This is a genomic window from Rhodobacteraceae bacterium LMO-JJ12 (assembly GCA_021555075.1).
GTDB lineage: Bacteria > Pseudomonadota > Alphaproteobacteria > Rhodobacterales > Rhodobacteraceae > JAKGBX01.
Map to the genome: position 1 here is coordinate 399,541 of JAKGBX010000001.1, position 22,919 is coordinate 422,459.

At 58.5% G+C, this 22,919-nt stretch carries 15 protein-coding genes and 3 pseudogenes; 15 read left to right on the forward strand and 3 right to left on the reverse strand.

Translation table 11 applies throughout. The annotated features are described in order from the left end of the window. Nucleotides 1–173 precede the first annotated feature (173 nt). A complete protein-coding gene (gene dapD / locus LZG00_01975; GenBank protein ID MCF3592762.1) occupies nt 174–1,001 on the forward strand; it encodes a 2,3,4,5-tetrahydropyridine-2,6-dicarboxylate N-succinyltransferase in 828 nt (275 codons plus the stop codon). Nucleotides 1,002–1,117: 116 nt separating this feature from the next. After that, entirely contained in the window at nt 1,118–1,273 is a 156-nt protein-coding gene (locus LZG00_01980; GenBank protein MCF3592763.1) for a hypothetical protein, read from the forward strand. On the opposite strand, the gene LZG00_01985 is transcribed toward LZG00_01980, so the two are convergent. Both LZG00_01985 and LZG00_01990 read right to left on the reverse strand, forming a co-directional pair. Next, nucleotides 1,231–1,950 carry a transporter substrate-binding domain-containing protein gene (locus LZG00_01985; protein ID MCF3592764.1) on the reverse strand — a complete coding sequence of 240 codons (720 nt, stop codon included), beginning with the start codon at nt 1,948–1,950 and terminating at the stop codon, nt 1,231–1,233. The genes LZG00_01980 and LZG00_01985 overlap by 43 nt on opposite strands. After that, nucleotides 1,884–2,300 carry a transporter substrate-binding domain-containing protein gene (locus LZG00_01990; GenBank protein MCF3592765.1) on the reverse strand — a complete coding sequence of 139 codons (417 nt, stop codon included), beginning with the start codon at nt 2,298–2,300 and terminating at the stop codon, nt 1,884–1,886. Before LZG00_01990 ends, LZG00_01985 begins: the two co-directional genes overlap by 67 nt. Nucleotides 2,301–2,427: 127 nt before the next feature. Between LZG00_01990 and LZG00_01995 the strand changes: the two genes are divergently transcribed. The 13 genes and pseudogenes from LZG00_01995 to purU all read left to right on the forward strand — a co-directional run bounded on the left by LZG00_01995 (nt 2,428) and on the right by purU (nt 20,979). Next, the gene (locus LZG00_01995) at nt 2,428–2,814 is read left to right on the forward strand and encodes a hypothetical protein (GenBank protein MCF3592766.1); all 387 of its coding nucleotides are present in this window, start codon (nt 2,428–2,430) and stop codon (nt 2,812–2,814) included. Nucleotides 2,815–2,977: 163 nt separating this feature from the next. Next, nucleotides 2,978–3,979, forward strand: a complete 1,002-nt coding sequence (locus LZG00_02000) for an aldehyde dehydrogenase (protein ID MCF3592767.1) — start codon at nt 2,978–2,980, stop codon at nt 3,977–3,979. 67 nt (nt 3,980–4,046) lie between these two features. Then, nucleotides 4,047–4,463 (forward strand): hypothetical protein, encoded by a 417-nt coding sequence (locus tag LZG00_02005; GenBank protein MCF3592768.1) that lies wholly within the window; start codon nt 4,047–4,049, stop codon nt 4,461–4,463. Between the two features lie 302 nt (nt 4,464–4,765). Continuing rightward, the gene (locus LZG00_02010; protein MCF3592769.1) at nt 4,766–7,039 is read left to right on the forward strand and encodes a M10 family metallopeptidase C-terminal domain-containing protein; all 2,274 of its coding nucleotides are present in this window, start codon (nt 4,766–4,768) and stop codon (nt 7,037–7,039) included. A 290-nt stretch (nt 7,040–7,329) separates the two neighbouring features. After that, a complete protein-coding gene (locus tag LZG00_02015) occupies nt 7,330–7,785 on the forward strand; it encodes a hypothetical protein (protein ID MCF3592770.1) in 456 nt (151 codons plus the stop codon). Nucleotides 7,786–7,850: 65 nt separating this feature from the next. Continuing rightward, nucleotides 7,851–10,520, forward strand: a complete 2,670-nt coding sequence (locus LZG00_02020) for a choice-of-anchor L domain-containing protein (protein ID MCF3592771.1) — start codon at nt 7,851–7,853, stop codon at nt 10,518–10,520. Nucleotides 10,521–11,237: 717 nt separating this feature from the next. Then, nucleotides 11,238–12,853, forward strand: a pseudogene (locus tag LZG00_02025) (calcium-binding protein). A gap of 22 nt (nt 12,854–12,875) precedes the next feature. After that, nucleotides 12,876–13,013, forward strand: a pseudogene (locus tag LZG00_02030) (hypothetical protein). 674 nt (nt 13,014–13,687) lie between these two features. Then, nucleotides 13,688–14,095 carry a hypothetical protein gene (locus tag LZG00_02035; GenBank protein MCF3592772.1) on the forward strand — a complete coding sequence of 136 codons (408 nt, stop codon included), beginning with the start codon at nt 13,688–13,690 and terminating at the stop codon, nt 14,093–14,095. 12 nt (nt 14,096–14,107) lie between these two features. Beyond that, complete coding sequence (locus tag LZG00_02040) at nt 14,108–16,849, forward strand: molybdopterin-dependent oxidoreductase (GenBank protein ID MCF3592773.1); 2,742 nt, start codon at nt 14,108–14,110, stop codon at nt 16,847–16,849. After that, entirely contained in the window at nt 16,846–18,459 is a 1,614-nt protein-coding gene (locus LZG00_02045; protein ID MCF3592774.1) for a dimethyl sulfoxide reductase anchor subunit, read from the forward strand. Before LZG00_02040 ends, LZG00_02045 begins: the two co-directional genes overlap by 4 nt. Before the next feature lie 44 nt (nt 18,460–18,503). Next, a complete protein-coding gene (locus LZG00_02050) occupies nt 18,504–19,832 on the forward strand; it encodes a phenylacetate--CoA ligase (GenBank protein MCF3592775.1) in 1,329 nt (442 codons plus the stop codon). 262 nt (nt 19,833–20,094) lie between these two features. Continuing rightward, on the forward strand, nt 20,095–20,979 hold the full coding sequence (gene purU / locus LZG00_02055; protein MCF3592776.1) for a formyltetrahydrofolate deformylase: 885 nt from the start codon (nt 20,095–20,097) through the stop codon (nt 20,977–20,979). A gap of 105 nt (nt 20,980–21,084) precedes the next feature. Here purU and LZG00_02060 read toward each other — a convergent pair. Beyond that, a pseudogene (locus LZG00_02060) lies at nt 21,085–22,596 on the reverse strand (nitrite reductase). Between the last annotated feature and the right edge of the window lie 323 nt (nt 22,597–22,919).

The following is a 22,919-nucleotide window of genomic DNA, read 5'->3' on the forward strand; positions in this document are numbered from 1 at the left end:
ACCCCAGCCTTTCATCTTGCCGAAAATATCCCGGGGTTTGGGGCAGCGCCCCAATCCTGCATGACCTGTGCACCGTGAGGTGCGCATTCGCATCACGGGCTGCATTGATCGGAGCGGGGCTTGTCGGTATAGGCGGCTGCAACGCATCTGAATTCAGGACAGGGACAGCCATCATGTCGAACGCAAGCTTGGAAACCGCCATCGAAGCCGCCTGGGAGGCGCGCGATACGATCACGCCCGCCACCACCGGCGAGACCCGCGAGGCGATCGACGACACGCTGGCAGCACTCGACAGCGGCAAGCTGCGCGTGGCCGAGCCGCAGAGCGATGGCAAATGGCATGTCAACCAGTGGGCCAAGAAGGCTGTCCTGCTGGGTTTCCGGTTGAAAGACATGGAACAGCAGGACGGCGGGCCGCAAGGCAGTGGCTGGTGGGACAAGGTTGACAGCAAGTTCAAGGGATGGGGCGCAAACCAGTGGAAGGCCGCGGGCTTTCGCGCCGTTCCCAACTGCGTGGTGCGCAAAAGTGCCTATATTGCGCCGGGCGTAGTGTTGATGCCCAGTTTCGTCAATCTTGGCGCCTATGTCGACGAGGGCACCATGGTCGACACCTGGGCCACCGTGGGCAGCTGTGCGCAGATCGGCAAGAATGTGCATTTGTCAGGAGGTGTGGGCATCGGTGGCGTGCTTGAGCCGATGCAGGCCGGGCCGACCATCATCGAGGACAATTGCTTTATCGGGGCGCGCTCGGAAGTGGTGGAAGGCTGTATCATACGCGAGGGTTCGGTACTGGGCATGGGCGTGTTCATCGGGCAATCGACCAAGATCGTCGATCGTGAAACCGGCGAAGTTATGTATGGCGAAGTGCCGAGCGGGTCGGTTGTCGTTTCCGGGTCGATGCCATCGAAGAACGGGGTCAACCTCTATTGCGCCGTCATCGTGAAGCGCGTCGATGCGCAGACGCGTTCGAAAACCTCGATCAACGACCTGTTGCGAGACTGATCGTTTCAGGGCGCTGCGCAGGTCTGTGCGGCGCCCCGTTGTTTACGCAACAGTTTACGCGACGGAAGTGAAGCCGAGGCGCGTATAATCGAAACCAAACCGGGATGGAGGTTTCGATGATGCGTATACTGGTCCTTACGGTCTTGATCGCGCTTGGGCTTGTGGTTCAGCAGGCCAAGGCCGACGAATTTGTCGCTGGCCTGCACTGCCAAACGATCAGCCAGCAGGTTCAGGGCCCGGCGCCGAACCACTTGCTGCGCAACACGTCATAACGACCGGATTCACGCAACGAGAGCAGGGCGAGGTTGATATCTTCGGTCAGCTCGCTTCCGGATGGCAGGGCAATGCCATAGTTTTCTGGCTGAAAGACGCGCGGCAACAGGCGTCCGCGCTTGGGTGCGCCGCGCAGGTAATAGGCAAGGATCGGGCCATCAAAGACAATGGCGTCAACGTCACCGCTCTCGAATTTTGCAAGCAAGTTGGTCAGGTCGGCTTCGCGGCTGTGGGCGATGTCACGCGCATCAAGAAAGACCGAAGCGGTGGAGCCTGCCATGGAGGCAACGTGGCGATTGTCGAGATCGGACAGGGTTTCGATGTTTGAGGTGATCGCCTCGACCGTCATGGCGGCGGTGATGCGCCCGACAAAGACCGATACGATGAACAGCGAGGATATCACCAGCAGCACCGAGAACACCCGGCCCGGTCGCGATTGCGGAACGCGTTCTTCAAAGCCGCCATTGACCACGAGGTTGAGCGCCCACCAGAAAGACGGGAACAGCGCCTCGCGTGCGGAGCGGTCGAAATAGGGTTGGCGCCGACGTTCGAACAGCCACATCACCATGCCGCCGACACCGAGCAGCGCTCCGGCTGCGATGAGTGCGATCAGGATGTCGAGTGAGAAAAGCGCCCCAAGGATGCTGCCGCCGCTGCCGGTGTCGGGCGGAACCATGATCTGAAGCCTGACGCGAATATCGGTTGAGAGAAATCCAGAATCCTTTCCCGTTCGGCGGTGATCGAGATATTGGCGATAGCGCCATCGACTTCGCCTGCCGCGATGGCTGCGAACATGTCAGCAAAACGATCATATCGCACAAAGGTGACGGGGCGGCCGATTTCGGCGCCGATGGCTTGCATGAGATCAATCGAAAAGCCGCGAAAGCGTTCGGGGGTCTGTTCGGCAAATGGCGGGCGGTCGACTGTGGCGAATGTCAGGGTTTGGGCCGTGGTGCGCGCCGATGTAAGCAACAGACAAAACGCAAGCACCAGAAAGCTCGCGATCAGGCGCGGTATGAACGGCATGTAATTGACCTTCCCCATTATCGTGGCCGGGAAATAGCATGCGCATGGTGCAACTGACCAGAGGTGTGCGACGCTGGACCTTTGGTACGGATTTGGGCATTGCTGTGCGCAGCTAGGGGAGATCGCAATGGCGCAGAACGATAAGGGCACGGACAAAGACCAGGCCAAGGCCAAGGCGAAAGCCAAGGCCAAGGCCAAGCCCAGCCGCCAGCAGGTTTACACACTTGTCGTCCAGATCGGGCGCAAGGCGGGTGATGGGCTGCCCAAGGGGGCCAAGGGGGCGGCGCTGATGGTGTTTGCCAGCGGCGTTGACGAAGCCGAAGCGGTACGCGAGACGGTGGCCATTCTGAAACAGGCCGATACCGCGCCGCTGGATGTCACCGGCTATGGCACGCTGGCCGAGCGCGAGGCAGAGGGCCACGAGATTTCCGACGAAGAACGCGGGTTGATGCAACGCGCGCTCGACGAGAACGCGGTGATCGTGGCGCAGATGACGCCGTTTTTCGATGATTGAGGCAGATGATTGAGGCCGACGCGCGGATGGTTTGCGACCATCGGCGGGCCACCGTCTGGCCCGCGCATTACGGGCGGCGCCGACGGTTGGGAAATACCCGCTGGAAATGGGCAGAATTCGGGTTTAGCGTCAGAGGCTCTGACCTTTATGAGGAGTGTGGGGCATGTCGCAAGCGCCGGTGAGGATCGCGATCAACGGGTTCGGGCGGATTGGGCGTTCGATCCTGAGAATGCTGATGACCACGCGGGCGGACGAGCCGTTTGAGCTGGTGGCGATCAACGATATCGCGCCGCTGGAAAGCTGTGCCTATCTCTTTGCTTATGACAGCGTGTTTGGCCCCTTTCCGGGGGATGTGCACCACGAGGCGGGCGCGCTGGTGGTGAATGGTGCGCGCATTCCGTTTCATGGCGTGTCCGACATCCGCGAGGTGGATCTGACGGGGGTAGATGTGCTGCTTGAATGCACCGGCGCCGCAGGTAATCGCGCGGATGTTGAGCGTGAGCTGGAAGCCGGGGCGCGCTCGGTTCTGATCTCGGGGCCGTCGGACGTCGCGGATGTGACCATTGTGCTTGGCGCGAATGAGGACGATCTGGGCGATCACCGGATCGTTTCGAATGCCAGTTGCACCACCAACGCGCTGGCGCCGCTGCTCAAGCTTCTGGACACCCATTGGGGCGTCGAGAGTGGCCATATGACCACGGTGCATTGCTATACCGGAAGCCAGCCGACGATTGACAAGCCGCGTGGTGATCTGGTGCGCAGCCGCGCCGCCGCGCTCTCGATGGTGCCGACAACGACCAGTGCGGCGCGGTTGATCGGTGAGGTTCTGCCCGGGCTTGAGGGCCGGATCGAGGCGCGCGCGGTGCGGGTGCCGACGGCAAGCGTTTCGGCCATCGACCTGACGGTGCAGACGGCCAGACCGGTGACGGTGGAAGCCGTGAATGCGGCTCTGGAGAAGGCAGCGCAGGACAGCGATGTTTTTGGCTGGATCACACTGCCGCTTGTGTCAACCGACCTGCGAAAGCGGCCGGAATCGATCGTGATGAGCGGACGTGAAACCAGCGTTTCGGTGGGGGGGTTGCTGCGTGTGTTCGGCTGGTATGACAACGAATGGGGCTTTTCCAGCCGGATGCTGGACATGGCGGCGCGGATGGCCGCGCGATAGCAGTTTTTTTGCTCCGAGCCGGGTCAGCGTTAACCGCTTCTTAACCTTGATGCAGTGTTCTGGGGCGATGATACGATGGATTGCCTTGCTTCTTTTCACCTTTGTGATGGGCTGTGACACGCCCAGCCCGGCGTTTCGCGGGGTCGCGCCGACGCGGATCACCGTCGGCAAGAGTACGTTTGATGTTCGGGTGAACGGCAATCAGGCCGAGGCGATCCGGCTCAACAGCGAATGGGCGCCGCGTATGGCTGCGGTGGCGCCAAGGGCCGTGGCGGCGATTGAGAAAGTGTCGGGCTGTGAGGTGCGCAAGCTGGGCGGGGATCAGGCGCTTATTCTGGCAAAGCTAAAGTGCGGCAAGGGGGCAGAACCGAGCCCGCCGTTGCCTGAGAAGGTCGAATATGACTGCGAAATCGACGATACCTACGTCAATCGCGGGCTGGGCCAGCAGGTCACCGAGATGACCTGTCAGGCGCGTCTCTATTGATTGCCAAGAAGGTTTGGATGGTGACCTGACGATTCATCGCGCCACCCGGCGCGTGTCGATGAGTGAGGCTGTCTGGCCGACGTCATGGTCATCCGGCGGCCAGCGGAAGATTTTCTGTTCTCCAAGCGAACCTTGCAGGAAACCGGATAGTCTATTACCCATTTGTAAGCGCAGGTCGTACCCAATGCCGGAACATTTTTAGAAGGATTTTTGACATAGCTGTTCAAACTGAATTCGAAGATGCCGCGAACGATACCGGCACATCTTACACGCTGCTGATCGGGGATCAGCTGAATGGGGTATTGGACGGAGCAGCGGATGAAGACTGGTTTCGTGTCTCGCTGCAAGCCGGGCAGAGCTATGTTTTCTCTGTCTGGGGCAGGGATGGAAACCTTGGGGTTTCCGATACGATCCTGACATTGCGCGATTCATCGGGGCTGAGCATCGAGGACAATGATGACATCTCTTTCAGTCAGGGAAATTACTTTTCCGCCATAAAATTCACCGCCACGACCGCCGGAACCTATTATCTGGTGGTGGACGGTTACGAGACTGATGCGGGCAGCTATACCGTGCAGGCGGCGACGAGCACTTACACGCTGGACCAGATCGCCGATTACATGACCAGGATGGACTGGGGCGTTAGCACACCTCTGGCCTTTTCCGACACCTCCCTCACCGTCAATCTGAGCGGGTTGACGGACGACGGGCGCCGATTGGCGCAGTGGGCTCTGGAATCCTGGTCGATCACCACCGGGCTCAGCTTTACTATGAGCGACGACCCCTTGGCGCAGATCGTAATTGATGACGAAGAGAGCGGTGCGTTCGCCGGACCCGAAGAGTATTTCCCGAATACCGGCGAAATTACCCGCTCCGCTGTCAATATCAGCAGCGAGTGGTTGGAGAACTACGGCACCACGATCGACAGCTATTCTTTCCTGACCTATCTGCATGAAATCGGCCACGCGCTGGGCCTGGGTCATTCCGGACCCTATAACGGGTCGGTCTCGGATTTTGATGAATCTGCGCTCTACAATAATGACAGCTCGCAACTGACGGTGATGTCTTACTTCACGGCGTTCGATAATCCGTATGTCGAGGGCGATGACGTCGCCACAATCAGCCCGATGGCCGCCGATATCGTGGCGATGCAGAACCTGTACGGGGGTGCCCAAGTCTATCATGGCGATACCGTCTGGGGCGAGAATTCCAATATCGGGGGATGGATGGGGGATCTGTCTGCCATTCTGTTTGATGGCATGACCGGCAATGCAAACCTTTATGGCGGAACGGCCAATGTCGGCTTTACGATCCACGACACCGGCGGCACGGATCTGATCGATCTGTCTTCCTCTATCGCGGCACAGAATATCGACCTGCGGGGCGAAGCTGTCTCTGACGTCAATGGTGTGCGGGGCAATATCGTGATCTCGCGCGGAACGGTGATCGAAAACCTGAAAACCGGTGGCGGCAATGACTCGATCACCGGCAATGCCGCCGACAATCGCATCGCGGCGGGGGCAGGCAACGACACGGTGAACGGGGGCGCAGGCACCGATACGGCGGTTTTCTCGGTCGCGCGGACAACCGCAACCGTGACCCAGGAGGGGGAGACCCTGCAGGTCGTATCATCGGAAGGCAGCGATCTTTTCACCGACATGGAAAATTTCGAGTTCACTGACGGCACCTTCACCGTTGATGAACTTCTGAGTGGCGAAGACACTCCGGGTGGCCCGATTGTCGGCACCGATGGCAACGACATCCTGATCGGCACCGATGTTGACGACGGTATTTACGGTGGCTTGGGCGACGACGATCTGACGGGCGGTGCAGGCAATGATACGCTGGCCGGATCGGGCGGAGCAGACACGATTGATGGTGGTGACGGCGATGACAATATCGGCGGCGGCACCGAGGATGATGTCATCAGCGGCGGTCTTGGCAACGATACAATCGGCGCGGGGCAGGGCAATGATGTGGCCCATGGCAATGCGGGAAATGACGGCGTTTACGGTGGCGCGGGCAATGATGCGCTCTTTGGTGATGCGGGCGATGACGACATCGGAGGCTCGTTTGGCAACGACACGATTGATGGTGGCGATGGTAATGACAACATCGGCGGTGGCACCGGTCGCGACGAGATCAGCGGCGGGGCGGGCAATGACTCGGTCGGGGGTGGCGAAGGGAACGACACCATCTTCGGCGGCGACGGCGATGATTTTCTGGCCGGTGGCGGGCGCGATGATCTGATCTATGGCGACGCCGGAAATGACACCATCAATGGCGGTGCCGGTGACGATGTCATGTATGGTGGAGCGGATGCCGACCTGTTTGTGTTCAACAACCTGAATGCCGGGGAAAATGACACGATTTCCGACTTCGAGGATGGCCAGGACAGGCTGCGCCTGAGCGGGGTTGAAGGCGTTGGTCTGGCGGGCCGACTGAGCGCGCTGAACATAACGGACAGCACCCAGGGAGACGAAGAAGCGGCGTTGATCAACTACAACGGCCACTCGATTTTGGTGCTCAACGTCGCCGTTGCTGATCTGGGGCTTGAGGATTTCATCTTCGTCTAAGGCCCGGTGTCATCGGGTTTCAAGGCGCCCCGGCAGGGCATGGTTTTCCATATATGACGCAGATCAGTCAGCCGTTTTTCTCGTCTGAAAACACGCGGTTGGGCTTGTTTTCATTCCATGCATTGCGCCCCGACACAGGGCACCCGTTATCGATGAGTCATGGTGCAAAGCCTGCCGATGCACGCCACCCCTTGCCGCAAATGTGTCACAAATAAGGCGGAAAACTTGTGATTTAGGCGATTTTGCGCTAGTATCGCGCAATATTCTAAAATGATTTTTTGCGAGAAGTGATGTTCTCATGGGGGAAGATACTAGGCCTCACGGTGATTGTTGCGGTGGGCCTGACGCTGAAAGGTTGCGGGGTAGAAAGCCGTCAACCGGTGGTCGGTACCATGTCCATAGCAGCGCCTGAGGTTGTCGAATTCACCGTGCTGAAGGCCCCGTTGCGGGCTCGCTTTTCATTGCGCAACCCGGCAGCGCGCGCTGCATTTACGGGCGCATTTTACACTCTTGATTGCACTGATACCGCCGGGAAACCCGCTTCGCCGGGGGTTCTGATCGTGACCGGCGCAGACCGCGAGGCAGCGCTTGGGCGGCTGTCGGGTTATGACATCATGCATGTGATCGAGCTGAGCACGACCTCCTGGGCGCCGCGCCAGATGGTACAAGGAGAAATCCCCCTGAACCAAGGCAAGGACGCCGATATTGCGCGATGTGTCGGCATGGTCCTGAAGGGTGCTTGGTAAGTTATTTCTAACGCGCTGAATAGTAAGACTTGTTTAATTTTCAACATGTTTTGGAAGGAAAGACGATGTCACTAACTTCTGTAAATTTAACAACACTCGCAGACGAACTTCTCCTGCCGGACGGCACCAGTTTTTCTCTGACGGGCGATCCCACCATGGCGGCGTTATCAAACAGTTCGCTTGCGGGTTTTTCATCCACGGCGGCGAATTCCTTTTTGATCCTGTCCAGCGGTATTGCGGGGAATACCACCGACGCCAATAGCGCCGGCAATCAGGGCACTGATATGGGCGACAGTGGCGTGGATGGGGATTCCATTACCCTGGCCTTTACCGTCACGGCGCCGGAAAACGCAGACAGCTTTTCGTTTTCGTTTTCTTTTCTGTCCGAGGAATATCCCGAATATGTCGGTTCGTCTTATAACGATTTCTTCTCGGCCACGGTAAACGGCACCGAAGTCGCGCTGGATTTGAACGCCAACCCGATTTCGGTAAACAACGATTTCTTCTCTGATACACTGTCGCCGGTGGGCACGTTCTATGACGGGCAGACGCCGCCGCTGGTGGTGGCCACTGATGTGAATGGCGGGGACACCATCACTGTCCAGTTTCAGGTCGCGGATGCCGGTGATGGCATCTATGACAGCGCGGCCTTTATCGGCGATTTCTCGTTCAATCAGGACCAGGTCGTGTTTGTTGATTTCAACTACGGCGCGGTGAAATGGCCGGCGATGTATGATATTCTGCTCGGCCTGTTTACGGTGGAAACCGAGGTTGAATTCAACCTGCCGGGCTCGGGTGTGACGGCTACGGATCAGGCCGGAATCATAGCCTCGCTGAACACGATCTACGATGATTACAACGTCGAATTTACCTCGACCATGCCGACCTCGGGCGATTATTCGACGGTACACGTGGGTGGCGAGGTTGCCGATGTACCCGCCTGGCTTAATGTGCCTGCGAACCTTTACGGATTGGCAACCAGCATTGATTACGGCAACCAGGACCAGAACGATGATGCATTCGTGCTCTCGGATGAGATCCGCGAAGGTCTGACCTGGGACGCCGACGAGCTGGCCCTGTTGACCCAGGTGATCGCGCATGAATCCGGGCATATTTTCGGCCTGCGTCATGTCAACGAGAATACGGCGCTGATGTATCCTTTTGCCGGGGCAGGAACCGCGATCAGCGATGGTGCGCCGTTTGGTGAGATCAATCAGGATACGCATATTGTCGAAAACATTGGCGGCGACCAGAACTCGCAGCAAGAGTTGGCGCGCAACCTTGGGCTGGATGGGGCACAGATCCTGGTCAGCCAGGAAAGCGTATTCGATCAGTTCCTGAACTTCTTCAATTTCTCCATGGCGTCTACCAGCGGTGGCGGCGGTGCTGCGACCGTGTACAACGCGCTGGCGGTGATCTTTACCGATAGCGGCGAAGAAGAGGGGCTGACGATCCTGTCCTTGGTCGATCTGGGCACGATCTCGGATGGCGGGGATGCCAGCTTTGTGCTGCCCGCGCTGAGCGACGATCAGGTGGTGATCCTGGGCAGTTCGACCGAAGACGGCGCTCTGGATGTGGTGTTGTCTGATGGTGGTCTCACCAATATCGATTTCGACAGCCTGGGCCTGATGGGGACATTGGCGGCGCTTGGTGTCGCGGTGGAAGCTCTTGACAGCACAAGCCTTTCCTTCAGCGAAGTGGACGATGACGGCGGCTTGACCCAGTTCGCATCGGTCGCGGCAGCCGTGCTGGATGTATCCGACACGCCCGCCACGGAAGGCGCGGATTCGATCACCGGAGATGCTAGCGACGACACGATTGTCGGGCTGGGCGGCGATGACACCCTTTCCGGCGAAGAAGGCAATGACAACCTGCTGGGCGGCACGGGCGATGACGTGCTGCAAGGCGCGGACGGTGACGATGCGCTGAACGGCGGTGATGGCGATGATTTCCTGGGGGGTGGTGCCGGCAACGATGTGCTCCTGGGCGGCACCGGTGCCGACAATATCGCGGCCTCGACCGGTAATGACAGCGTAGATGGCGGCAGCGGTAACGACAGCATCGGTGGCGGCGAAGGCAATGATACCCTTTCTGGCGGCAGCGGCAACGATGTGATTGGTTCGGGCGTTGGCAATGACATTGCCAATGGTGGCGTTGGCAATGATGGCGTCTTTGGCGGCGCCGGGGACGATACCCTGTCTGGCGGGGCCGGCGACGACAACATGGGCGGCTCTTTCGGGGCCGATAATCTGGACGGTGGCACCGGCAATGACGACATGGGCGGCGGCACCGGTACCGACACCATTTTGGGCGGTGATGGCAACGATACGGTCGGCGGCGGTGAAGGCGACGATGTGATCGACGGCGGCACCGGCGATGACTTCCTGGCCGGTGGGGGCCGCCATGATATGATTGACGGCGGCAGTGGTGATGACAGGATCAACGCGGGCAACGGCGATGACACCATCACCGGCGGCGACGGTGCGGATGTATTCATCTTCAACGGCTTCAATGCAGGCGATGCCGATGTGATCACTGACTGGACCAATGGCGAAGATACCTTCCGTATGAGCGGGATCACGGGCGCGCCGGGCAGTGGTCTTGCAGGCAAGCTTGCCGCGCTCAATGCCACGAACGTGGCGGACGGTGTGCAATTGTCCTACGAGGGCCATACGATCTTGCTGGAAGGCGCCAGCGCGGCCGATCTGGGGCTGGAAGATTTCACCTTCGTCTAGCAGTCATACCTCTCGGATATGCTGGACAGTCCGGCCTGAACCAAAATTGCAAGACGCGGTTTGTACATAAGCAAATCGCGTTTTGCATGACTCCCGAAGGTGGCTTGGGGAGACGCGCCAGATCACAAGGTTAAATGGGTGGTTTCTCGAAGCTCGCATCCCGCGATGCGTCGCCCCATACGTTATTGGCAAAAAAGCTTTCCCATACGTCAATTGTCTGCTTCAATCGATAGTATCGAAATTGAAAATACGATTTTTTGAATATCGCCCCCCAATTTGGCGGATTTGGTTAATCGGCAAATATTATGGGGAAATTTAATGCAAATCATCTTCACTGGCACCAACTCCAATTTTCTTGAGGACGCTTTCTTTGGCTATGACGGGCTGGACGTTACCGGTTCGAACATGGCGGCGACCCAATATGTGCTCACTCAGCCTGAGACCGGGGCGATCACCACGGTTCATGGCACGGGGTTCACTTATAGCGGTACCGAGTTGATCGCAGGCACGATCACCAGCATGGATTTCAGCAATTCCAGCAATGTGCTTCAGGCACAGACATCTGGTTTTAGCTGGACCGTGGCCGAGTTGATCGCTGCCTTGCAGGCCGCAGATGCCGACAATCTTAACCCGCTGGGCGATCTGTTCGGGGCCAGCTATACTCTTGATGCGTCCGGCGCGGCTTCGTTCGACATGTCCGACTGGTCTGAGCTGATGATGGCCGTTAGCGGCAATGGCAACATTGTCGGCACCAGCGGTAGCGACAACCTCTACAGTGGTCCCGGCAATGATGTGATCAATCCCGGAGCAAGCCAGGGTGACGATCAGCTGCATGGCAGCACGGGCAACGATAGCTATAATTTTGGCGGCGCGACCGGCAGTGTGACAATCGAATACAGCGCAGTGGCCGGGCCGATCACGGTTAACGCAGATTCTGCCAACGACACCCTGTCGGTCGTGGGCAGTGGCTGGACCGACAGCTTTGCGAATGTCGCCACCGCCTATGAATATGCGATTACCATTTACGGCACGACTGGCAATGACACGTTCAACGTGAACATGAACAACTGGACTTCCTTTGCGTTGGTTGGTGGCGGGGAAGGTGCCGACACCTACAATGTCAACACTTCCCTCGACGGCGGTTTTACGCGGATCTATCTGGGCTCGTCTGGCACGCAAGCGGCCACCCAAGGGGCTGTCATCGATATGTCCACCGGTACCATCCAGAATGATGGTTTTGGCTACACCGATCAGATCAATGTCACCGGCGATGGCCAGAGTGTTCAGATCGAAGTATCGGGAACCCATTTTGGCGATAGTTTCACTGGGGGCGATGATAATGATCGTTTTCGTGCGGCTGGCGGGAATGACACCATCGACGGTGGCGAGGGTATTGACCGGGTACGTTTTGACGAATCCGGCTTTAGCACGGTAACGGTGGATCTGGCGGCTGGCACAGCCACCGGGATCCATAATGGCACCACATTCAACAGTTCGTTGACCAGCGTGGAATATCTGCGCGGATCAGAAGGCGACGACACATTCTTGGGCTCAGGCGAAAGCGAGCGCTTTGAGGGTAAAGATGGCGACGACTCGATCCGCGCGCACGGTGGCGATGATTCGCTCATGGGTGAAAATGGCAACGACACGCTGAATGCGGGCGCGGGCGATGACACTGTTGATGGCGGCGCTGGCAATGACACGGCGGTGCTGGGCGTAACGCGCGGCAGTGCCACGGTGACAGAGCAGTTCGATGGCTCTATTCTGATCGAGAGCGCAGAGGGCACCGACATTTACATTGATGTCGAGCAGTTCCAGTTTGACGATGGCACGGTCAGCCTTGACGTGCTGCTGGGCGGTGGCGGCGGCGGCGGAGGCACTCAGGGTGACACGGTCGTGGGGACCGAAGGTGACGATACGCTGATCGGAACGGGGGGTGACGATGTCATCGCCGGTGGCGGCGGCAGCGACAGCCTTTCGGGTGGCGATGGCAATGACAACATCTCTGGCTCTGACGGCGACGACAGCATCGACGGCGGCACAGGCAACGACAACGTCGGCGGCGGACTGGGTAACGATATCCTGACCGGCAGCAGCGGCAATGACACGATCGGCGGCGGTATGGGCGACGATCTCGTGCTGGGCAATGAAGGCGACGACGTTCTGGCCGGGGGCGCCGGGAACGACACATTGTTCGGCGGCGCTGGCGATGACACCATCGGTGCCAGCTATGGCAATGATGCTGTTGATGGCGACGATGGCAATGACAGTCTTGGCGGCGGCACCGGACGCGACACGCTTGACGGCGGCGCCGGCAACGACAGCATCGGCGGTGGCGAAGGCGACGACGTCGTAATCGGCGGTGAAGGCGATGATTTCCTCGCAGGTGGTGGTCGCCACGACGAGATCGACGGCGGCGCCGGTGACGATGTGATCAATGGCGGCAACGGCGACGACACGATGACCGGCGGCTCGGGTGCTGATCAATTCGTCTTCAACGGCTTCAACGACGGTGATGCCGATGTGATCACCGACTGGACCAATGGCGAAGATACCTTCCGCATGTCGGGTATCGACAATGCGCCAGGGTCAGGGCTTCAGGGCTACGTGGACGCGCTGAACATTGTGAACACCGCCCAGGGCGCGCAGATGTCTTATGAGGGGCATACGATCCTGCTGGAAGGCGTCAATGCCGCTGAACTTGGGCTGGAAGACTTCACCTTCCTCTAAGGCCGCTCGACCAATCGACCAGAGACAATGCCCCCGCCAATGGCGGGGGTTTTTGTGTCAACGACTGGCCTGATGCCGCCATCAGTATGACGGGCGGTGGTTTGCGCCTGGTCGGGGCATGTTCTCGCGTGTCTCTCCCTGTGAATCGGGATGAGCGGGAACCCCACGCATGTTCAAATCCTCAAACCCGTGCTGCGGGGGTTGGCGGCGAGCAAGGTCGGTCTTGGATAGCCAATCGAACGCACGTCGCGGATTCGGGGTTCAGAAGTTAATATGTTACATAATTCTAGAAAAAATTCCTTAATGTAACATGTTAGATCGGAGATATTTCAATAAAAACAGTATGTTGAAGATTTGAAATTTTCTTTCTAGTCAGAATCAGATTAAAAGTGCATAGTAGTACCGAATTACCCCTATTACATGGATGAGCGCTTCAAATGAATGATAACCTGACGGTCGGAACATCGGAAACCCGCACAATCACAGTCGATGAAGAACGAACCATTGACTTCATGGGCGAGGATTGCCGCGTCTATGCCACGCCGTCGCTGGTGCGTGATATTGAACATACCTGCCGCGATCTTATTGTCGCGCGCGTGCCCGAGGGTCAGGATTCAGTCGGCACGATCGTATCAATCGCCCATACCGCCCCCACGCTCTTGGGTATGGAGGTCACAGTGACCGCCACAGTGACCGAAATCGAAGGCCGCAAGGTGGTCTTTGAAGTGGTTGCCAAGGACGCACTCGATAAGATCTGCAAGGGCCGCCACGAGCGTTTCATTGTTGATGTCGACAAAACCCAGGAAAGACTGCGTGCCAAGGCTGCCAAGCTGGCGGAGTCGTGAAAGGCTAATGCCATGAAGTCGTCAAATCAGCCCGTCAACAAGACGAGCGTTGCGTCCTATTGCTATCAATGTGTGTCCGGTCCTGACCTGATGAAGGTCGATGTCATGGACGGGGTGCCTTACCAGATCCGGCCAAACGGGTCGGCGGCCGAAATCCATCCGGCGCATGGCAAGGTATGCGTCAAGGCGTTCGGTCTGATTCAGAAGACCAACAACCCGCACCGCATTCAAACGCCGATGATCCGCACCAACCCCAAGAAGGGGCGGGGCGAAGACCCCGGATTCCGCGAGGCCACGTGGGAAGAGGCGCTGGAGCTGATCTGTAGCAAGATGAACGATGTTCGCGCCAAGGGTTTGAACGACGAAAGTGGCTTTCCCCGCGTCGCAGCCAGCTTTGGCGGGGGCGGCACCTCGACCGTCTATATGGGTACGTTCCCGGCTTTCCTGAAGGCCTGGGGCTCGGTCGATATGAGCTTTGGCAGCGGGCAAGGGGTGAAATGCTATCACTCCGAGCACCTTTACGGTGAATTCTGGCATCGCGCCTTTACCGTGTCGCCCGACACGCCGCTGGCCGAGATGATCATCTCGTTTGGTGCCAACGTCGAAGCCTCGGGCGGGGTTTGTGGTGTGCGTCGCCACGCCGATGCCCGCGACCGCGGCGTGAAGAAGGTGCAGGTCGAGCCGCATCTTTCCGTCACGGGTGCGTGTTCTGCCGAATGGGTGCCGATCAAGCCGAAAACTGACCCGGCCTTCATGTTCGCCATGCTGCACGTGCTTTTGCATGAGGCCGAGCGCGAGCGGCTGGATGTGCCGTTCCTCAAAGTGCGCAGCTCCTCGCCTTACCTGATTGCACCGAACGGTTTCTATCTGCGCGACCCCGAGACCAAGAAGCCGCTGATCTGGGATCTGAAGACCGGGAAGGCCGTGCCGCATGACACGCCAGACACCGATGAAGCGATCGAGGGTGATTTCACCGTCTCAGGCGTTGAAATCGGCCCGGACGACAAGGAATGGCACCACGCCGGTATCACCTGCCAGCCAGCATTTGCGCATCTGGTTGAGCATGTTCGTCCCTATAGCCCGGAATGGGCGTCAGAGATTTGCGACGTGCCCGCCGAGGTGATCCGCAAGACAGCACTGGACTATCTGCATCATGCCCATGTCGGTGAGACGATTGAAATCGAAGGCGTGACCTTGCCATTCCGGCCGGTCGCGATTTCGTTGGGCAAGACGGTCAGCAACGGCTGGGGCGGGTACGAATGTGCCTGGGCCCGGACGTTGATGGCTGTTCTAATTGGTGGGCTGGAAGTGCCCGGTGGCACGCTTGGCACCACCGTGCGGCTGAACCGCCCTGCCGACAACCGCTGGTCCAGCGTCGTGCCGGGGGCGGATGGTTTCATGAACTATCCGATGAACCCGACCCGCAAAGGCGAATTCGAGGAATTTTCCAGCGCGCGTCACGCGCACCAGACTCTGGTGCCTTTGGCGGCAAACTCGCCCTGGTCTCAGGCGTTGGGGCCGACCCATCTGGCATGGATGGCGCAGAAGGACGGGTTTGACCACCTGCCCAAGCCGACAGCGCCGGATGTCTGGTTCGTCTATCGCACCAACCCGGCGATTTCGTTCTGGGATACCAAAGCGGTGAGCGAGGCGATGGACAAGTTCCCCTTCACCGTCTGCTTTGCCTATACCCACGACGAAACCAATCACACGGCCGATGTTCTGCTGCCCGAATGCACCGATCTGGAAGGCTTGCAGCTTATCCGCATTGGCGGGTCGAAATATGTCGAACAGTTCTGGGAGCATCAAGGCTTTGCCCTGCGTGATCCGGCGTCCAAGCCAATGGGCGAAGCGCGCGATTTCACCTGGATCGCGACTCAGATCGCCAAGGGCACAGGTTTGCTCGAAGAATATAACGTCGCGATCAACAAGGGCGCGGCGGGGGTTCGCCTGTTCGGGGAAAAATACGACCATTCACTGCAACCCGACAAGGAACATTCGGTCGAGGAGATCTGGGACCATTCGTGCCGCGCGGCCAGTGCCGAACTGACCGAAGGCGCCGAAAATCAGGGCCTGGACTATTTCCGCGAACATGGTTTCCGCACCGTGCCGTTCCCCAAGCTGCGCTGGTATCTCTATCCCGCGATGGTCGAGAAGGGCCTGCGGTTCGAGCTACCCTATCAGGAACGCTTGCTCAGGATCGGACAGGAGTTGGGCGACCGTTTGCACGAGATGGGCATCACCTGGTGGGATCGTCAGCTTCGCGAATACGAGGCGATGCCGCATTACCAAGACCTTCAGGGTCTCTGGGCCAAGGCGCAGGAAGACATGTATGACGTCAAGATCGGCGACTATCCGTTCTGGCTGCTGACTGCGCGCTCGATGCAATATTCATGGGGCGGCAATGTCGGCATTCAGATGATTCAAGAGGTGGCTTCCAATATCGCGGGCCATGGCGGCGTTATGATGAACCCGGCGGCAGCGGCCAAGCTGGGCCTGAAAGAAGGCGAGCGGGTCGAGGTCTATTCGCCCACCGGCACCACCGAGGGCGCGGTGATCCTGCGCAATGGCATCCGCCCGGATACCTTGCTGATGATCGGCCAGTTTGACCATTGGAAAACGCCCTTCGCCAAGGATCTGAAAACCCCCAGCATGAACGGTCTGACACCGATGTCGCTTGAGTTGACCGATGCGACAGGGTCCGGGGCCGATCTGGTCCGGGTGGCCATTCGGAAAGTGGAGGGCAAGCGATGACCACTTATGGGATTGTCGCGGATCTGAACCGCTGCGTTGGCTGTCAGACCTGCACATCGGCGTGCAAACATGCCAACAACACCGCGCCTAACATCCAGTGGCGCAAGGTGCTCGACTTTGAAACCGGCGAATTTCCGACCGTAAATCGGGCTTTCGTGCCAGTCGGGTGCATGCATTGCGACACGCCGTCCTGCCTTGATATCTGCCCCTCGACCGCAACGCGCAAGCGCGAAGATGGCATCGTCACGATTGATCAGGACATCTGCATCGGCTGCGCCTATTGCGCTGTATCGTGCCCTTACGAGGCGCGCTACAAGGTCGACAAACCGTCTTCGGCCTATGACGGCAAGGTGATGCGCCACGAGACGCTGCGTGAAGATCCCGGTCGGTTGGGCGTGTCCCAAAAATGCACGATGTGCGTTGATCGGATCGACGAAGGGCGCGCCATGGGGCTTACTCCGGGTGTGGATATGGCCGCGACGCCTGCTTGCGTCGCATCGTGCATTTCGGGCGCGCTGCAAATGGGCGATCTCGATGATCCCAACAGCAATGTGTCGATGCTACTCAAGGAAAAGCGCCACTTCCGCATGCATGAAGAATTGGGCAATGGCCCGAATATCTTCTACCTCTACGATGGCGAGATTGACGATGTGGCCCCCTCCGAGTCAGTGCCGATGGTGGCCGAGCCTGTAGGGCTGGCGGCGGTATCGCCCAAGCTTCAAAGAAACTGGGACTGGCGGGCAGCGGCAAACTTTGTATTCGGTGGGACCGGCACGGGATTGCTTGCCATGACCATGCTGGCCGGGTTTGCCGGAGCCATGCTTTGGTCAGCGGCCTTCATCGCGCTGGCCTTTGTTTCGCTGGGCCTGTTTTGCGTCTGGCTTGAAATCGGACGCCCTTGGCGGTTCTTCAACGTTTTTCGCAATGCGCGCACCAGTTGGATGTCGCGCGAAGCCTTCGCGGCACTGCCCTTCTTCGGGTTTGGTGGATTGGCCTGGCTGACCGGTGTTTTCGGCGGGCCGGATTGGCAGACGGGATCACTGACGCTTGGCGCGCTGGCCGCGCTCAGCGGTTTATTCTTTCTCTATTGCCAGTCGCGGATTTTGCGGGCGGCCAAGGGGATTCCTGCCTGGCGTCAACCGGGCATCGTGCCGTTGATCTTTACCACCGGCCTGACCGAGGGCGCGGGTGTTCTGGCGCTGCTTTCGGTGCTGACCGGGGCAAGCGGCGCAATCGGGCGTAGCCTTGCCGTTGTGTTGCTGGTCCTGTTGGCCGCGCGTTGGGTCTTCTGGAGAAACTACCGTGTCAGCTTCAGGCAGACCGGCGGGCCAACCGGGCTTGCGCCCGTGTTGGATGCGCCGAAAACGGGAATGATCGCTCCGGTTCACGGCGCCTTGATCGTCTTGGCCGGGCTGGCAGCGATATTGCCCTTTGGTCAGGAAGCAGTGCTTGGGCTGGCTGGTCTGGGCGCTGCGGCGGCGGGCTGGATGTTCAAATTCACACTGATCACCAAGGCTTCATTCACCCAAGGCTATGCGCTGAACAAGATGCCCGCACGCGGGGCCAGCTTGTCCAAACCGGGGATTCAGCCGGGATGGAGCAAAGCCTGAGCCATTCAACCTAAGAGAATGATATTCAGGGAGGAATATCAACGATGCTCGACACCAAATCACGAGAACCAGATTTCAAGTATGACCGGCAGGCCGAGACAATGTCTCGGCCTGAGATTGCCGAGTTGCAGGCCGAGCGCCTGCGATGGTCGCTGCGCCACGCCTATGAGAATGTCGCGCACTTCCGCGCGGCGTTTGACAAGGCCGGGGTGACACCGGACGATCTGAAAACTGCGGCAGACATCCGGCATTTTCCCTTCACCGTGAAAACCGATCTGCGCGACAATTATCCGTTCAATATGTTCTCCATGCCGCTTGAGAAAATGTCGCGTGTTCACGCGTCTTCTGGCACCACCGGCAAGCCGACAGTTGTCGGTTACTCAAAAAAAGATCTGGAGCTTTGGAGTTCGCTGATGGCGCGCTCGATGGGTGCGGCCGGGTTCAGGCCCGGCGATCTGGTTCACAATGCCTATGGCTATGGCCTCTTTACCGGCGGCCTCGGGGCACATTACGGCGCCGAAAAACTGGGCTGTATTGTCGTGCCGATCTCTGGCGGCGGAACCGAGCGTCAGGTGACGCTGCTCAAGGATTTCGGCCCGGTCAATCTGTGCGCGACACCATCTTATGCGCTTAACATTGCCGAAGTCGCTGAAGGTATGGGCGTGGACATTGCCACATTGCCGGTGCGCCGTGGGCTGTTCGGGGCTGAACCCTGGTCGAACGAACTGCGTAAGGAACTGGACAAGCGTCTCGGGATCAAGTCGGTCGACGTTTATGGTCTGTCCGAGATCATGGGGCCGGGCGTGGCCTGCGAATGCGACGCCGAGCGCGATGGCTTGCATGGTTGGGAGGATCATTTCCTGTTTGAAATCATCGACCCCGAAACGCTTGAGCCGCTTCCGATGGGTGAAACCGGTGAGCTGGTCATCACCACCCTGACCAAGGAAGCGATGCCGATGATCCGCTATCGCACGCGTGATATCACCCGGTTGAGCGATGAACCCTGTAGCTGTGGACGCACCCATGTGCGCATTTGCCGGGTTGATGGGCGTGACGATGACATGATGATCATCCGCGGCGTAAACGTCTATCCGTCACAGGTGGAAAGCGTTCTGGTTGGGCTTGAAGGCCTCGCACCGCATTATCAGATCCGACTATACAAGGAAGGGGCACTTGATGCGATGGCGGTGGATGTCGAAGTGTTGCCATCAGTTGGCGATTCGATCCAAGCTCTGACCGCCAAGGCTGGCGAAGTGCGCCACCATATCAAGTCGATCATCGGCGTGACCTGCATGGTAACGGCCAAGACGCCAGGACAGATTCCGCGCTCGGAAGGCAAGGCCGTCAGGGTCATCGACCAACGCAAGGATTGATTGGCGCCTAAACGGAAAAGTCCCCGGTTTTGCGATGCAGGCCGGGGTCTTTCTGATTCTTAGGCGCGTCACCAACAGGCCGTCTGATCCCGCCCAAAAGCTCGCCTGAATATTAGGCATGTAGCAGCCTGCGCTTGCCGGGTGGTGCCAAGCGATACACGAACAGATCAAAATTCCCGTGTCATAGCCGCAAAGCATTGACGCGCCGCATTCCATCGTGCACCGCAGAAAAACAATCTGATCGCCTCGAAGGACACCCAAAGTGACTAAAATCTGTCTGACCGTTACCTGCAAATCCACGCGCGGGGTCGTTGCCGCGATCACCAACTATCTTGCTCAAAATGGCTGTAACCTGATCGACAGCTCGCAATTTGACGATCAGGAAACCGGCCAGTTTTTTATGCGGGTCGGTTTCATTTCCGAGACAGGGGCCGATGCGGCGTCACTGACGGCTGGCATGGGCGAAGTTGCGGCACCGTTCGACATGGAGTTTGCCTTTTACGAGGAAGAGCCCAAACTCAAGACGGTGATCATGGTGTCGCGTTTTGGTCATTGCCTTAACGATCTGCTCTATCGCTGGCGTATTGGCGCGTTGCCGATTGATATCGTTGCGGTGATTTCAAATCATACGGATTATCAAAAAGTTGTCGTCAATCACGACATTCCCTTTCACCACATCAAGGTGACAAAAGACAACAAACCGCAGGCCGAAGCCCGGATCATGGAAGTGGTAGGGGATTCAGGTGCCGAGTTGATCGTTCTGGCCCGCTATATGCAGATCCTGTCGGATGAAATGTGCCAAAAAATGTCGGGCCGGATCATTAATATTCATCACTCGTTCCTCCCCTCTTTCAAGGGTGCAAACCCTTATAAACAGGCTCATGAACGGGGTGTGAAACTGATCGGGGCAACGTCACACTACGTGACGGCCGACCTCGATGAAGGCCCCATCATCGAACAGGATATTGTTCGCGTGACGCACGCACAATCCGCCTCTGACTATGTGTCTCTGGGCCGTGATGTCGAAGCACAGGTTCTGTCACGCGCGATTCTGGCCCATGCGCAGCGCCGGACGTTCCTGAACGGAAACAAGACCGTCGTGTTCCCCGCATCCCCCGGTGACTACACAAGTGAGCGTATGGGCTGATTGGTTCGCTGATGTAGAAGGGGTAAGCTGTTCCTCGGACTGAGCTTACCAAAGAAAAACCGGGCGCCACCTCGCGGCAGCGCCCGGCGTGTTGTTTTCCAGCCTTCAGTAAACGTCGTGCTGGGTGTTGTTGATGTTGAACTTGCCGGTCGGTGTGATCAGACGTGGATCCTTGATCACTTTTTTCAGTTTCCGAGTCTTGTCATCAACTACGACAATCGCCGAATCCTTGTCCTTGGTGTTCCACACCGAAATCCAGACCTCGTCACCGGCCTGATTGTATTCTGCCTGCACGACCCGGCGTGGCCCGTCTTTGATGCCCGACCACTCCACGATCGGCAAAACTTCATAGGGCGCGTCGAGGTTGTTGATGTCGAACACCGCGACCGACTGGTGAGTTTCCTCGTCCGGGTTGAGCGGCGTGTCGACCCAGAGGTTGGTCGACTTCGGGTGCGTCTTGATGAAGAGCGATCCACCCCCCTGACCTTCCAGCGTGGCCACGACCTTCCACGCCTGATCGGGGTGCCCTTCGGGGTCGGTGCCGATCAAAGCCACGGATTCGTCGCCCAGATGGCTTGTTGCCCAGACTGGCCCGAATTCGGGATGCACGAAATTGGCACCACGACCCGGATGCGGGGTCGGCCCGGTTTCGACCAGCCCGGCAAGCTTGCCCTCCTTGGTGTCGATAGCCGCGACCATGTTCGAGGCGTTTGCTGCAACCATGAAATACCGGCCAGTGGAATCGAACCCGCCATCATGCAGGTACTGCGCGGCGTCGATCGTGGTGATCTTGAGGTTTTCGAGGTCGGAATAGTCGACCATCATCACCTTGCCGGTCTCTTTCACATTGACCACGAATTCGGGTTTGTAGTGCGACGACACGATGGCGGCGACGCGCGGTTCAGGGTGATATTCCTGCGTTCCGACGACCATACCGCGGGTGCCGACAATCTTGAGCGGTTCAAGCGAATGACCGTCCATGATGACAAATTGCGGCGGCCAATAGGTGCCCGAGATGGCATATTTGTCTTCCCAGCCCTTGAATTTTGAGCCTTCGACCGAGCGTGCCTCGATCCCCGTGTCGATCTCGGCCACGGTGGTGGGCGGGTTCATCCACAGGTCGATCAGGTTGATCTTGGCGTCGCGTCCGGTGGTGTAAAGATACCGCCCAGAGGCCGATACCCGGCTGATATGCACCGCATAGCCGGACTTGATGAACAGCTTGATCTCATAGGTCTTGCCGTCGATCAGGGCAATTTCACCCGAATCGCGTAGCGTGACCGAAAAGAGGTTGGCCAGATCCCAGTCGTTCTGCGGGCTGGTCGGGCGATCCTCGACGGGAACATGCACCTTCCAGGTGGCCAGCATTTCCTTCATGCCGAATTCCGGCGGGGTGGGTGGGTCCTGCATGACATAGCGCGCCATCAGGTTGACGTCCGCTTCGCTCAGTTCACCAGAAGTGCCCCAGTTGGGCATACCGCCGGGCGAGCCATAGGTGATGAAACTCTCCAGGTATTCAACACCCAGATCGCGCGTGATGTCGGGTGTCAGCGGCTTGCCAGTGGCGCCCTTGCGCAGCACCCCGTGACAGCCGGCGCAACGCTGGAAATAGATCTCGGTGCCGCGCTTGAATTCGACATCCGATATCACCGGCACGCCGGGTTTAACTCCTGGCGGTTCGATTTCGATCTGTTCGCCGGGACCGAAAGGCAAGCTCGGTTTGCCCTCGGTATGCTTGCCTTCGCTCCATCCGGCACCGGCCGTCAGACCCAGGCCAAGCACGGCCGCGATGGCTGCGGTGGTGGCTCTCATTTTCACTATGGTTATCCTCCAGTTTTACCAGGAGTTCACAATCGCGCCCGTGCCCCAGATGTTTTCGCGCTTCGAAAACGCTGCAATTCCTTGATAAGGCTTGAAAATGGCATTGCGGTACTGGTTTG